Source organism: Acidicapsa borealis, assembly GCF_059115245.1.
Window position 1 is genome coordinate 1,340,947 of sequence record NZ_JCACNY010000001.1, and the last position, 13,928, is coordinate 1,354,874.

Annotated in this window: 8 protein-coding genes; 2 read left to right on the forward strand and 6 right to left on the reverse strand. The window is 56.1% G+C overall.

Translation table 11 applies throughout. The annotated features are described in order from the left end of the window. Positions 1 to 31: 31 nt before the first annotated feature. The gene (locus tag AC5S27_RS05360; RefSeq protein ID WP_493933533.1) at positions 32 to 3,478 is read left to right on the forward strand and encodes an acyl-[ACP]--phospholipid O-acyltransferase; all 3,447 of its coding nucleotides are present in this window, start codon (positions 32 to 34) and stop codon (positions 3,476 to 3,478) included. Positions 3,479 to 3,518: 40 nt separating this feature from the next. On the opposite strand, the gene dacB is transcribed toward AC5S27_RS05360, so the two are convergent. The 3 genes from dacB to AC5S27_RS05375 all read right to left on the reverse strand — a co-directional run bounded on the left by dacB (position 3,519) and on the right by AC5S27_RS05375 (position 7,103). Then, the gene (gene dacB, locus AC5S27_RS05365; protein ID WP_493933534.1) at positions 3,519 to 5,123 is read right to left on the reverse strand and encodes a D-alanyl-D-alanine carboxypeptidase/D-alanyl-D-alanine endopeptidase; all 1,605 of its coding nucleotides are present in this window, start codon (positions 5,121 to 5,123) and stop codon (positions 3,519 to 3,521) included. Between the two features lie 61 nt (positions 5,124 to 5,184). Further along, positions 5,185 to 6,324, reverse strand: a complete 1,140-nt coding sequence (gene menC, locus AC5S27_RS05370) for an o-succinylbenzoate synthase (protein WP_493933535.1) — start codon at positions 6,322 to 6,324, stop codon at positions 5,185 to 5,187. Then, positions 6,321 to 7,103, reverse strand: a complete 783-nt coding sequence (locus AC5S27_RS05375; protein WP_493933536.1) for a GNAT family N-acetyltransferase — start codon at positions 7,101 to 7,103, stop codon at positions 6,321 to 6,323. The genes menC and AC5S27_RS05375 overlap by 4 nt, the downstream gene beginning before the upstream one ends. A 176-nt stretch (positions 7,104 to 7,279) precedes the next feature. Here AC5S27_RS05375 and AC5S27_RS05380 point away from each other — a divergent pair, with 176 nt between their 5' ends. Continuing rightward, positions 7,280 to 8,647, forward strand: a complete 1,368-nt coding sequence (locus tag AC5S27_RS05380) for an APC family permease (protein WP_493933537.1) — start codon at positions 7,280 to 7,282, stop codon at positions 8,645 to 8,647. Positions 8,648 to 8,666: 19 nt separating this feature from the next. Here AC5S27_RS05380 and AC5S27_RS05385 read toward each other — a convergent pair whose 3' ends face one another. The 3 genes from AC5S27_RS05385 to AC5S27_RS05395 are packed head-to-tail and all read right to left on the reverse strand — an operon-like array spanning position 8,667 to position 13,902. Beyond that, entirely contained in the window at positions 8,667 to 11,048 is a 2,382-nt protein-coding gene (locus tag AC5S27_RS05385; RefSeq protein ID WP_493933538.1) for a serine hydrolase, read from the reverse strand. 23 nt (positions 11,049 to 11,071) lie between these two features. Next, positions 11,072 to 12,715 carry an N-acyl-D-amino-acid deacylase family protein gene (locus tag AC5S27_RS05390; protein ID WP_493933539.1) on the reverse strand — a complete coding sequence of 548 codons (1,644 nt, stop codon included), beginning with the start codon at positions 12,713 to 12,715 and terminating at the stop codon, positions 11,072 to 11,074. Between the two features lie 26 nt (positions 12,716 to 12,741). After that, positions 12,742 to 13,902, reverse strand: coding sequence for a M20 family metallopeptidase (locus AC5S27_RS05395; protein WP_493933540.1), 1,161 nt, complete (start codon positions 13,900 to 13,902; stop codon positions 12,742 to 12,744). Positions 13,903 to 13,928: the final 26 nt, after the last annotated feature.

Sequence of the window (13,928 nt, forward strand, 5' to 3'; positions counted from 1 at the left end):
TCATCAGCAACTCCGCTGAAGAGGTTTGATCATGTACACACCGTCCAATCATGAAGCGACATCGCCTTCCACGCGCGGCTTCTGGGCGCTTATCGCAACCCAGTTTCAAGGCGCCTACAGCGATAACATCCTGCGCAACCTGCTGCTCTCGATGATCGTTGGGATGGGCCTGGCTCGGGGAGATCGCGAGTCTCTTGTCTCCATCATCACCTTCCTCTTCTCACTTCCGTTCATCCTCTTCAGCATGCCCGGCGGCTGGCTCGCAGACCGCTATAGCAAGCGTCAGATCACCATTTGGACCAAGTTCATGGAATTAGTCTCCATGGCCGTCGCAACCCTTGGCCTGGCCATGCATTCGATTCCATGCTCACTCGTAGCCCTCACGCTTGTAGCTTCGCAGGCAGCACTCTTTGGTCCCTCCAAATACGGCCTCCTCCCGGAGCTGCTCCCCACCAAACGCCTCTCCTGGGGCAACGGTATTATTGAGCTGGGCACCTTCCTCGCCATCATCCTCGGCACCGTCACCGGTGCTGCATTGGCAGAGAAGCTGAATGGCCGCGAGATCGTCGCCGGATACGTCCTCCTGGCACTCTCGCTTGTCGGGCTGCTCACCAGCTTAGGCATCAGCAAGGTCCCCGCAGCCGCGCCGGATAAACCTTTCCGCGCAAATATTGTTGGTGACCTCTGGCAGCAGATCAACCTCATGCGTCAGGATCGCCCTCTGTTCCTCGCCGTGCTGGGCAACACTTATTTCTGGTTCCTCGGCTCTCTACTCGTATCAACCATCGTGGTCTACGGGCCAGACGTCCTCCACATAGGCCAGGCCAGGACCGGCTATCTCAACGCCACATTGGCCATCGGTATAGGCCTCGGTAGTCTCGCCGCAGGCTTCATCAGTGGCAACAAAATCGAGTACGGTCTCATCTCGCTAGGCTCCATCGGTATGACGGTGACAGGGCTGTTGCTTGGCATCACACATCACGGCATTGTCGGCTCGGCAACCCTGCTCGCCTCTCTCGGCTTCTGGGCTGGATGCTTCGCAGTACCCGTCAACACCCTCATCCAGCACCGCCCTGCAGGGAAAGATAAAGGCAGCATCATCGCTGCTTCGAACCTCCTCTCCTTCGTCGGCATCGCCCTCTCTTCCATCGTGTATTACATCTTCACCGCATACATCCATCTCGACTCACGCCAGGTCATCGTGGCTGCCTCACTCATCACCGCCGTCAGCACCACCTATGTTCTCTACCTTTTGCCAGAGTGGTTCGCGCGCCTGCTGCTCTTCTGCGTGACACGCACAATATATCGGGTCAAAGTCATCGGTCGCGATAACCTCCCAGAGAGATCGGGCGCACTCCTCGTTTGCAATCACATGTCTTTCGTTGATGTAGCTCTGCTCACCGCAGCTACCGACCGCCCCATTCGCTTCCTCATGTATCAGGGAATCTACGACAACAAGCTCATCAAGCCTTTCGCCAAGATATTGAAGGCCATCCCCATCTCCAGCGAACTCCACCCTCGCGACATGATCCGCTCGCTCCACGTCGCAAGTGAAGCGCTTGGCAGCGGCGAACTCGTCTGCATCTTCGCCGAAGGACAGATCACCCGCACCGGTCAGCTCCTGCCGTTCCGACGCGGCCTCGAACGCATCATGAAGGGTGTCGAAGTACCCATCATCCCCATCAACCTGGACGGCGTTTGGGGCAGCATCTTCAGCTTCGCCCGCGGCCGCTTCCTGTGGAAGATGCCTCAGCACATCCCCTACCCGGTAACGGTAAGCATCGGCCAACCCATGCCCTCAACCTCAACCGCAGTCGAAGTGCGAACAGCGGTACAGGAACTCCAATCCGAAGCCTTCAACAACCGCAAGCGCACCATGCAAACCCTCGACCGCACCTTCGTCAGTACCGCACGCCGCCACCCATTCCGCTTCATGATGGCCGATGGCAGAACGCCCGCCATCACCTTCGCATCTGCGTTGGTCAAGACGCTCTACATCGCTCGCCGTCTCAAAGCTCAGATAGGCAATCAAAAAATGGTGGGCATGCTCCTCCCGCCATCCGTCGGCGGAGCCCTCACCAACTACGCCCTCATGCTCTCGGGCCGCATCCCCGTCAACCTCAACTACACCGCATCGAGCGAGATCCTCGCCTCCTGTGCCAGCCAGTGCAATATCGATGTCGTCATCACTTCAAAGTCTTTCGTCGAGCGTTTCCCCAACCTCATCATCCCCTGCCGTACGCTCTTCCTCGAAGGTGCTCTCAGCACACCGCGCCTGACGGAGAAGCTCTCAGCCATGGCACTCGCATGGCTCACGCCCGCAGCATTGCTCAAGCGAATCCTCGCCGGCCCAAGTCACGATTCGACCCGTACCTCCGATGTAGACCAACTCGCCACAGTCATCTTTTCCAGCGGCAGCACCGGCGACCCTAAAGGCGTGATGCTGTCCCACTTCAACATCCTCTCCAACATCCAGCAGGTCTTCCAAGTCTTCATGCTCGACGGCCGCGACAAGATCCTCGGCATCTTGCCCTTCTTCCACTCCTTCGGCTTCATGGCTGCTCTCTGGATGCCTGCGGTGAACGGCTTCGGTGTGGTCTATCATCCCAACCCACTCGACGCGCAGGCTATCGGTGCCCTTGTCGAAAAGTTCAAAGTGACCTTCCTCATTGCAACGCCAACCTTTCTGCAGACCTACATCCGCCGTTGCACACCAGAGAACTTCGGCTCGCTGCAATACGTTCTCACCGGCGCAGAAAAACTCCCGGAACGCCTGGCACTAGCCTTCGAAGACACCTTCGGCATCCGCCCACTGGAAGGCTACGGCTGCACCGAATGCTCACCCGTCGTCACCGTCAACAGCCGCGATTTCCGCGCGCCCGGCTTCCGTCAAATCGCCTCACGACGCGGCAAAATAGGCCATCCGCTCCCCGGCATCTCAGTGAAGATCGTAGACATCGAAACGGGTCAGCCTGCACCACTCGGCACCGCAGGCATGCTCCTGGTCAAAGGCCCCAACATCATGCATGGCTACCTGGGCAAACCGGAGATGACAGCGGAAGTCTTACAGAACGGCTGGTACACCACCGGCGATATCGCCCTCATTGAAGAAGATGGCTTCATCACCATCACCGACCGCCTCGCCCGGTTCAGCAAGATCGGCGGCGAGATGGTCCCCCATATCAGGATCGAAGACAAGCTCCACGAACTCGCAGCTGCGACAGAGCAAGCCTTCGCCGTAACCGCCATCCCCGATGAGAAGAAGGGAGAACGCATCGTAGTCCTGTCCACTCTTCCTCAGCAGCAACTCAATGAGGTCCTCGAAAAGCTGGCGCAATCCGACTTGCCCGCATTGTGGAAGCCCAAGTCCAACCTGGTCTTCTCAATCGAAGCATTCCCAGTCCTGGGCACAGGGAAGATAGACCTGCGCGGCCTCAAAGACCGCGCAGCATCCTTGGAGAAAGAGATAACGATGTGACGCAGCAATCGGAGAGTAAGCAGCGCGAAGAACTGTAGAGTCAGTCGGCGCCTTCGTAAAGGATGTTGGCGATCTCACCCAGCACATTGCCCGCGCGGGCCGTAGCCGCAGCAGGATCACCCGGTCCAGGAATCAGGTTCACATACGCAGCAAACACCAGCGTCTGCCCCTTTGCCGTCACCATGTATCCCGCCAACCCTTTACCCGTAAGGAACAACTGATGATTCAACAGATCGGCAGTCCCATATGTTCCCGTCTTCGCAAAGACATGTCCCGCAGCTGGAGCATCCTTCTGAATCGCGACCAGCGTACCATCCTTCCCGAGAATGGGTAAGGCCGAGCGGAATAGCGGACCATAGCTCTGCTGTGAAAGGAAAGCCAGATAGTGCACCATGAAATCAGGCGTGAAGAATGCATCCGCACCCGCTCCATCCGACTGCATCGCCCCACCCACATCCAACCCTGCATCCTTCAGCATCTTCTGCTCCGCCGCAAAACCAGCCGTCGTCGGATCGGCCTTACCCTCACCCTTAGGCTCCACGGCATACGTGCCAATCAGATAAGGAGCAGTCATGGATGCATGTAGATTCTGACTGACCTTGAGCGTAACCTTGACCTCTTCACTCAACGGAGCGGAGGTATGCACAGCCACCACATTCTTGTCAGTGTAATAAGGTTTCAATGCCGCAAAATCAGCGGCGACACCGGCATCATGCGATCCCAATGCCGCGCCTTTGGCTGCAAGTGCCTCGGCAAACACCGTCTTCGCAAACACCGAAGGAGCGGGCACTCGATAGATCGTAAGACTCTGCGGCGTAGCCTGAGGAACGGTGCCAGTCACGGTCACGATCTGCGTTCCATCGGATTGTGCTTTGCTTTCGAACTCCAGCGCAAACGCCCCACCCTTCGCAACAGTCTTGGTCTTGTTGACGAACTGCGCGTAGCGTGTGTCAGGCGAATAGTGTAGTTCTGCGGGAGCACCAACCGCACCGCCTTCCGTCGCCGTCACGTCGATCACATTGTCGTTCACGCAGATTGGAGAGATGGTAATGCCGGTGCCGCCATCATGCTCTCCCTCGGGAAATAACGAAATGTCCACAAGCACACGCCCATCCACGCGATGTATCCCACGAGCCACCACCTGCGAGGCAAGATCGTCGATCGCCGCAAGAGGATTCCCCGGTACCACGGCCGCCCCTGCCATCGGAGCATAGTCGTGATCCTCATCCTTGAACGCCAGCGTTCCATCCGCCTGTAGTCTGCCGGAGAGATTCGGATCACCGCTCGCTACCAGCACCAGATCGCCCTTCAGAGTTCCTTTCGGGTCCACCTTTCCAATCGCATACACCTTGGTCTTGAAGCGAAAGTCTGGCCCAAGCAGTTGCATCGCAGTCCCCTCCGAAAGCAGCTTCGTCGTCGACCCCGGCACAAAGAACTGCTGCTCGTTCATCGCGTACACAACCTTATGCGTGTCGAGCGAATAGAACTCCATCCCGAAGCGCGAGTGTGCATACTCAGGCCGCGCCAGGATAGCCGCAATCTTCTTCTCAACTTCAGGATTGACCTGTGCACCCGCGGTTATCAGTGCACCAGTAAACAACGCAGCCAGAAAGGCAGAAAAGCCAAGACGAATAGTAGCCTTCATTGATGCAAGTCTCTTTTCTCAATAGAATGTGTTCTTCGTCGCACCCCGTAAAGCTTGAGTTCTAACGCGCAGCGCCCACCACAACAACAACCCGATTGCTCCACTCCTCGCGCTTCACCGTCAGCTTCTCAATCTCCGCCATCCTCAGCGCAAAGCCGATACCAGGCCCCGTCGGCACATCGATTGTCCCTTCCGCCGATACAGTCACCTCTGGTTCAATGATGTCCTCAATCCAATACCGTTTGCTGGCCGATACATCCCCCGGCAACACAAATCCCGGCAGTGTCGACATCGCAATGTTGTGAGCCCGTCCCACACCGGACTCGAGCATCCCGCCGCACCACACCGGGATACTCTTGGACAGGCAGAGCGCCTGTATCTGCTTGGCCGCAGTGTGTCCACCCACCCGGCCCAGCTTGATATTGATTACGCGGCAAGCTCCAAGCGCAATCGCCGTCTCCGCATCACGCAGCCCATGAATACATTCATCCAGGCAGAGCGCCGTCTTCAGTTGCGGCTGCAGCAACGAGTGCTGATAGATATCGTTCCACGGCAATGGCTGCTCGATATAGCTAAGGCCAAACTCGTCAAGCTCTTTGAGCAGATCGACATCATCGAGGGTGTACGCCGAGTTGGCATCGACAGTCAGATCAATATCAGGAAAGCTCTTTCGCACCGCAGCCACCACTTCCACATCACGCCCCGGCTTGATCTTCAACTTCACACGACGATAGCCATCCGCCAACTCCTTAGCAACCGTGTCCAAAAGCTTGCCCGTATCCGACTGAATCCCCAGCGAAACACCGGACGAGATCGTCTTTAGCGTCCCTCCAAGCGTATGACCAAGACTCTTGCCCTGCGACCGTGCAAATGCATCCCACGCAGCGCACTCAATCCCAGCTTTCGCCATCTCCTGCCCGCGCACATTTTCCATCAGCGCCGGAATCTCTTCAGGAGAGTCAACATCAACATCCAGCACCAGCCCGGACAGGTAGTCGCGTCCCATCATCCACGCAGTATCGATCGTCTCAGCGTTATAGAAGGGGCCTTCCATCGCTGTCATCTCTGACCATCCCGCGCCAACATCGGTATGCACCTCAAGCAACACCACGCGCCGGTCCTGGGTCACACCAAAGCTTGTTTCAAACGGTGTCTTCAGGCGCATCTTCAGTTCACGCACTTGAATCGATTCAATCTTCATCTCTTCTCCCCAGTCTCTTTGTCGTGCTTCTCAAGGAAATAATGCGCAGTGTTGTCAGCAGCTCCAAAACCAGTAATGGCAAATCCGTCGTCGAATAGCGCCATCAATTGCTCACGCAATCTCATCTGGCCATCCAGGCGAATCTCTCTCGGCACATCTTTCGATGCCGAGGGAATCTCGATAGAAACTGCAGCCGCACTTCGTTCGCGCTGCATTCCCTTCAATGCCCGTTCGACATGAACACTCTTCAGATTCCACTCAATCACCAGTCGATCCGTAGGAATACCCCCGTGCAAAGGACTGCTCGTCATCCCATACAAATTAGGGATATAGCGCACACCCAAACCGCCAAGCCTGGAAATATTGAAATAAGCGTTGCGCAACTGCAGTGGATCAAACGTCCACACAATCTGATCAATGCCTCTGCGCAGAGCGTCCTCCCGCTGCGCAAGCTTGATCAGTCTTCCCAGTCCGCAATTCTGATACTCAGGCACCACCGCAACCATGTGTGAATGAAAGTGCGCATACCCCTCGTCAATAGCTCCAAAAGACAATCCAAAGCCAACGAGCCGGTTCCCGTCACGCGATTCATGCACCGCACCAATCGCTTGTCCGCCAAAGTTTCGCGCGACAGAGAAGATCGCCGCGGGTACGATGTCAATATCGTCATAGCCCCAGGCTTCGCGTTGCAGTCGTTCGGCATCCTGAAAGTCCTGTAAGCTTTCGAGCGACCGTACTCGGAACTCTTGATCGCGACCGGAATCCAGCACCGATGACATTGTGGTATCCCCTGTGATTCAAAACTGCAACTTTTGTTTCTCATTGCATTAATCGCGTTATTAGCTATAAATAGAACACATCAAAGGATACAGTCAAGAAACAAAAGCATGGAAGCATGCTCCTTAAGTCTTAAAGTGAAACGTTTGATGGAATCTTCGAAACTGAGGTTTTATTCGTGGCTCAGAGCCCTCACACCACCGGATCGGCCAATATCACTCCCAATGCCTCGCTTGAGTCCGTGCTCGGAGTTCGTGATGGCATCGCAATCGTCGTCGGCACAGTAATCGGCTCGGGAATCTTCCTCGTTCCTGGGCCGATCGCGCAACACCTTCCATCGCTTGGGCTCGTCCTGCTCGTCTGGATCACAGGCGGCATTCTCAGTCTCTTCGGAAGCCTCTCTATCGGAGAACTCGCAAGCAACTATCCCGGCGCCGGCGGCCTGTACATCTATCTCAGGCACATCTACGGCAAGCCTCTTGCCTTTCTCTATGGATGGGCGCTCTTCAGCCTCATCCAATCCGGCAGCATCGCAACCTTGGCCTCAGGACTGGCACTCTATGCCTCAAAGATCTTCACCCTTTCACCTCTGCAATTGAAGGCGCTCCCCATCGCTTGCATCTTGCTGTTCTCGCTCGTCAATCTTGTAGGCATCCGCATTGCCCGCGCAGTACAGAACATCGGCACGATAAGCAAGTTGATAGGGATAGCCCTGGTCTTCGGACTACTGATCGCGCGCGGCCACACCAGTCTCCTACACATAACCCTGACCACCAGGCCATCCTCTTCCATCCTTGTCGAGTTCGGAATAGCATTGGTCGCTGTACTCTGGGGCTATGAAGGCTGGCACGTCGTCTCCTTCACCGCTGGCGAATTCAAATCACCAGCCAGAGATCTGCCGCGAAGCCTGCTCTGGGGAACACTCATCGTAACCGCCATCTATCTCCTTCTCACCCTCGCCTACTATGCCGTTCTGTCACCGGTAGAAATGAGCCAGAGCTCCAGCGCCGCCAGTAGCGCGATCAAAGCTGCATGGGGACAGTCCGCAATGCTGCTCGTCTCCGCAGTCATCCTAGTCTCCATCCTCGGTTCCCTCAACGGAATGATCCTCACCGCACCGCGCGTCTATTACGCAATGGCCAAAGACGGAGTTTTCCTGAGCAACTTCGGAAAAATCAGCGCGCGCTTTCGCGTGCCCGTGTTTGCCACTATCGTTCAGGCCGTATGGTCATCCGCACTCACTCTGATGGGTAGTTTTCAGCAGTTATTCACGTATGTAGTCTTCACTGCCTGGATCTTCTACGGCCTCACCGTACTGGGCGTCATCCTTCTTCGCCGCCGCAATACCACGCCGTCCAGCAGCTTCCGCACCCCGGGATATCCATGGGTACCGATAATATTCGTTCTTGCTGCGGCGGGCATCGCGCTCAGCACAATCCTTGCCGACCCACTCCACGCCGCCTACGGTATCGGACTTGTCTTACTCGGAGTACCGCTCTACCTGGTATTCAAGACAAGCAAGGCGTCAGCAGAGCAGAAGTCTTAGCCACCAGAGCCGCCATTGCTCATTTCGCTCCAGCAGCGCGATCCAAATCTTCAAACGTCGCATTGCCGATGCGGTAGTGCGGGTAGTCTTTGTAGTCAAAGTGCCACCATTCGTACTCGTACACGGCAAAGCCCTCACGCTCCATCGCTGTGCGCAATAGATCGCGATGCCATCGCTCCAACGAAGTCCCACCCGGATAAAACGGATAGGATCGCTGCGACATTTCGTCATATCCACCCGTCATACGAATCGCTTTTCCCGTCTTCAAATCGTAAAGCGTGAGGTCAATCGCACAGCCTCGGTTATGCCGTGATCCCTTGCTGGGATCGGCAACAAAAATCTTCTTATCGTCAGGCGTACCATCCCAGAACATCTTCGTCACATACCAGGGCCGATAGGAATCGTGGATCAGCAGTCCGTATCCAAGCCTGTGCAAAGCCTGTGACGCTCGAACTACAGCCTCCGCCGCAGGCCTCTGCATATATGCGCGCGCCTGCAGATACAAAGGCGACCCAAGAAAGTTCCGCGTCGTTGCATAGCGGATATCAAGCTTGATCGAAGGGTCAAGCTTCGTCAACTCCACCAGGTCGGTAGCATAAAAATCCCCCTGCTCATTCGGAGGTTGGCTCGCCAGGGCAGTCCGGCGCAACTCCGGCACCGGCTTCAGCGGAGTGATTTGAAACACGGTATCGTCAGCCGGCGTAGCAAGGCGCGGAAAGAGCACACCGCCCACCTTAACCCCGGTCACACTTCCGTTCGCAGCACGCTGAAAGGCAGCCGTCTCTCCCTGATACAAACCGCTGTCAGAGAATTTGAAAGTGTCGCGCGATACCTGCGTAAGCGGAGCATGATCGAACCACTCGATCAGGAGATTGAGCTTCCCGTGATCTTCGAATACATACAACTTGTCAAAATCCCACCCATACTCGCCCAGCAGGTCGGCCATCTCCGCGGGCACATCCGCAGGCATCGCTACAGTTTTGCGATGAATTACTTGTCCGTCAACGCTCAAGGTATCGCCAGCGCCACCATCTCCCGAATAGACGATGGGCGAGTCGCTATAGGCAACACGACCATCGCGTATCCAATGAGAGCCCAGCGCCTTCAATTCTTCCAACTGCCCACCCTCGGGATAGGAAAGGAAAATCCGCCCACTCTCCTCCAAGAGATCAACCGACCTATCCCTACCGGAGTAATGTCCCGCCGCCTTGCGTGCAACCTCCATCGGAATGGATTGAGTCGTTACTAATCGCGGCAACGGTTTCTGCTCGCGCACGCTCAGCATCAGCCGCAGCGCATCGTCGCCAATATGATTTGCGACAGCATTCGTAGAGTCGGCCGTAGCAATTACGACAACACCAAGTTTACGATCCGGCAGCGCTGCCACCTGCGTGGCAAACCCGTAGATAGCGCCGCCATGCCCTATCATCCGCTCGCCATCTAGACTGCCCAGGATAAAACCCAGTCCAAACTTCCTCGGTCCTGAACTGGCAAACTGCTGCCTCCACATCTCCTGCAGCGAATTGGCCGAGATCAACTGACCGCTGCCCGTTTTTCCCGAGGCAAACAGCACGCTCACAAATCGCCCCAGATCACCCACTGTCGAATACATACACCCAGCAGGCCCTTCGCCAAGTTGAAACTTCGGCGCTGCAAAACTAAGCCCGTCATAGCTCCACATCTGCGCCTCTGCCAGATGGCTAATCAACGCAGGCTCAGGCTTGAACGAGCTGTGGGTCATACCCATCGGCATCAGCACAGCACGGCTCAAATAGTCCGCGTAAGGCTGCCCCGCCACCGTCTGCAATACATCTCCCACCGTAGCGATCGCAGCGTTCGAATATTTTGTCTTTGTCCCCGGCGCATAAACCAACGTTGTCTGATTCAAGCTGTCGACAGTTGCCTCTAGGTTCGGCTCCGAAACATCGAAGTAGTGTCCCACCGGAGGCTCGCGCACCAGTCCAGAGCGGTGCGACATCAGTTCGCGCAGAGTAATCTCGCCACCAAATGGACTCGCAGGATGAAATCCCGGTAGGTATCGAGTCACCGGTGCATCCAGATTAAGTTTGCCCGTCTCAACAAGCTGCATCACGCCGATATCGGTAAAGAGCTTCGATACAGAGCCAACTCTGAACACGGTATCGACATTCGTCGGTATCGTATGAGCCAGGTCCTGATATCCAAACCCCTCCGCCCATACCACCCGTTGATCATCTACCAGCGCAATCGCCAATCCCGGCAATTGCTTGTCCGCCATTTCGTGCGTAATACGTTCACGCAGCACTGCGATGACAGGCTTCCATTCGCTATCCGGAGCCTGCGCTGGCGCAGCACAATTCAACAGTAAAACTGCCAATACAACGGTAGGGAAAACGATCAGACGCTGAAGCGGAAGGTTCATTCTATCTCCGATGATGAAGAGTTCTACTGCACTGCCTGAGGCAGGTTCAAACCGTGCCCTTGCCCATAAATAACATCGCCCGGCTTCGCGCCCGTATGTGCTGCATGATCGATGACAAGAACTCCATTCACCAGCACATACGGAATTCCCGTGGGATAAGAGACAGGATGCTCATATGTAGACGTATCCTGAATCTTCTCGTAGTCAAAGATCGTAACGTCCGCGCGAGCCCCTTCGCGAATCACCCCTCGATCAGAAAATCGCAGCCGCGTGGCGGGCCATGAAGTCATCTTCCGAACAGCATCTTCCAGCGTCAGCGTATGTGTCTCGCGTACATACTTCGCAATCACGCGTGGAAAATTGCCATAGGCACGCGGATGATTCAAGTCAGCCGGTTGCCCCGCAACCTCGCTCGCACCAGAGTCACTCCCAATCGCCGTCCAGCTGAACTTAAGCGCAGTCTCAATATCCCCTTCGCTCATCATGTGAAAGACTGCAAGCACACGAGACTGTCCTTGTTCCACCAGATCAAACGCCGCATCGGCAGGAGACTTGCCCATCTCCTTCGCGATCACCGTGATTGACTTGCCCTCATACTTCTTATTCGCAGGCACGGCAGCATCCACCAGCACAATGCCATCCCATCCACCCGCAGCTTCAATGATGTTCCACCAGCCCGCCACGCCCGTCTGTTGATCATGCTTCATGCGCTCACGCATTGCAGGATCAGCCAGCCGCTTCTTCAGCGCCTCTTCGCCACCATCAAAAGCCCACGAAGGAATCGTCGCCTCAAGCCCTGTCCCACCCGCCGTGTACATGTAAAGATCACCAGCGATCTCATTTCCACGCGCCCTTGCCGCAGCAACATGCTCGCCAATCAGCGCCATCGACTTGCCCCAGTCAGGCTGATAAGCCACCTTCAGATGGAAAATCTCAGCAGGTAAATGCCCCTGCTCCGATATCTGTATCAATTCGTCAACGGACTGCACCACTTCCTTGCCCTCGCCACGCATATGGCTCGCATAGAGTCCCCCGTATGCGCCAGCGACCTTCGCCATGGCAATCAACTCATCCGTCTTCGCATAGCTCGAGGGAGGATAGATCAACGCTGTTGTCATCCCCATCGCACCCTGTTGCATCGCAGTAGCCATCAACAGTTTCATCTTCGCGAGTTCCGCCGGAGTGGGCGGCCGGTCCACTTCTCCAACCACAGCTTCCCGCGCCTGCGTCTCACTGTAGTAGCAGCCAAAATTCATGCTGATACCTTGTTTTTTTAGCTTCGCAAAATAAGCCTCAATGCCATCCGCATCCACCGGCGTCCCGCCCTCGCCCGCAATCGCCGTCGTTACCCCTTCGCGCAGCTTATTGTCCGCCTCGCCATTCTTCAGCAGCACCTCGGCAGACTGATCCATCACGTCAATCCATCCAGGCGAGACATACAATCCCGCCGCATCAATCTCGTGTTTACCAGTCCCTTCAACCTTGCCGATCTTTACAAAACGCCCATCCTTGATCGCTACATCCGCGGCGATCCAAGGATTACCAGCACCATCCAGCACTCGCCCATGGCGAATCACAACATCGTAAACAGGCGGCACCTGTGCCTCTACGCTCCAGCATCCAGCCGCCACAGTCGCTGCAATCATGAATCCAGAAATCAACTTCATAGTCTCTCCAGTCCCAGCCCGTCCGATCAGAGCAGCATCGCCGTCAGTAACCCCGTTCTCGGCAGCAGATGTGCGCGGTTAAGATGCTCATGCGGCGCATGCGCCCCAGCACCAACAGCCCCCATCCCATCCAGCGTCGGAATCCCTAGCGCAGCAGTCAGATTCCCATCTGAAGCACCACCCGTCGCTGCCTCTTCCAGCGCAAGGCCAAGCTCTACAGCGAATCCCTTAGCTCGCTCAAACAGCGCAATCGTTCCGTCAGACCGCTCCATCGGACCACGATTCATCCCGCCACTAAGCGTCAACGTGCATCCGTCATCCATCGGCCTCAGAGCGCGTAGCGCTTCATCAATCCGCGCCATGTCCTCTTTGCGCGCAATGCGCACGTCAATTTCAACCCAAGCTTCAGCCGCAATCACGTTCGAGCAAGTTCCGCCACCAATCACCCCTGGGTTAACAGTGATCCCAAGAGTCAGGTCAGTCAGGCTCTGCACCACTTCAATCTGACGTGCCAGTTCAATCACCGCACTGTGGCCCTTCTCAAAGTCCACACCGCTATGCGAAGCAACACCACGCACCGCAAGCCGATACTGGCCTACACCCTTGCGCGCCGTCTTGTATGCGCCCACATCACCCTGCGCTGGCTCCATCACATAAACAGCGCTGTACCGCCGCGCCACAGTCTCCGTCAATGTGCGAGAAGCAGGACTGCCCACTTCCTCATCTCCATGAATCAACAGCGTCACCGGCCTGCGCAGAAGCCTCATATTGTGGAGTACCTCAACACTAGTAAGCGCCATCAGTACACCAGCCTTCATATCAAGCACGCCCGGCCCGGCAATGCGATCATCGGAAACCAGGAAAGGCATTCGTTCAAGCGTCCCAAGCGGCCAAACCGTATCCAGATGTCCAAGAAGAAGGACTCTATCTTCACCGCACTGTTCCTCCCCGAACTGCACTTCAATCGAATCACCAAACTCCTGAAAATGGTGTCGTGTGACTGCGCCTCCAGCACTCGAAGCCCATCCGGCGAGCAAGCTCTGCGCGCGATCAACTCCAGCCTTGTCGCTGCTCGGTGATTCAATCTCAGTCAACTGCCGCAGGCGCTCAATGAGCATCACCTCACGTCCGCTGACCTCACGCAAAATCTCAGAAAGATCCACACCACTCGCTGACGGGGAAGTCATGTCCACCGAAGTCCTGTTCCCTACTT

Excerpts from the sequence above, each read along its gene's own strand:
- AC5S27_RS05360 (WP_493933533.1), top strand. The coding sequence starts at position 32 with ATGTACACACCGTCCAATCATGAAGCGACATCGCCTTCCACGCGCGGC.
- AC5S27_RS05385 (WP_493933538.1), bottom strand. The coding sequence starts at position 11,048 with ATGAACCTTCCGCTTCAGCGTCTGATCGTTTTCCCTACCGTTGTATTG.
- menC (WP_493933535.1), bottom strand. The coding sequence starts at position 6,324 with ATGAAGATTGAATCGATTCAAGTGCGTGAACTGAAGATGCGCCTGAAG.
- dacB (WP_493933534.1), bottom strand. The coding sequence starts at position 5,123 with ATGAAGGCTACTATTCGTCTTGGCTTTTCTGCCTTTCTGGCTGCGTTG.
- AC5S27_RS05375 (WP_493933536.1), bottom strand. The coding sequence starts at position 7,103 with ATGTCATCGGTGCTGGATTCCGGTCGCGATCAAGAGTTCCGAGTACGG.
- AC5S27_RS05395 (WP_493933540.1), bottom strand. The coding sequence starts at position 13,902 with ATGACTTCCCCGTCAGCGAGTGGTGTGGATCTTTCTGAGATTTTGCGT.
- AC5S27_RS05390 (WP_493933539.1), bottom strand. The coding sequence starts at position 12,715 with ATGAAGTTGATTTCTGGATTCATGATTGCAGCGACTGTGGCGGCTGGA.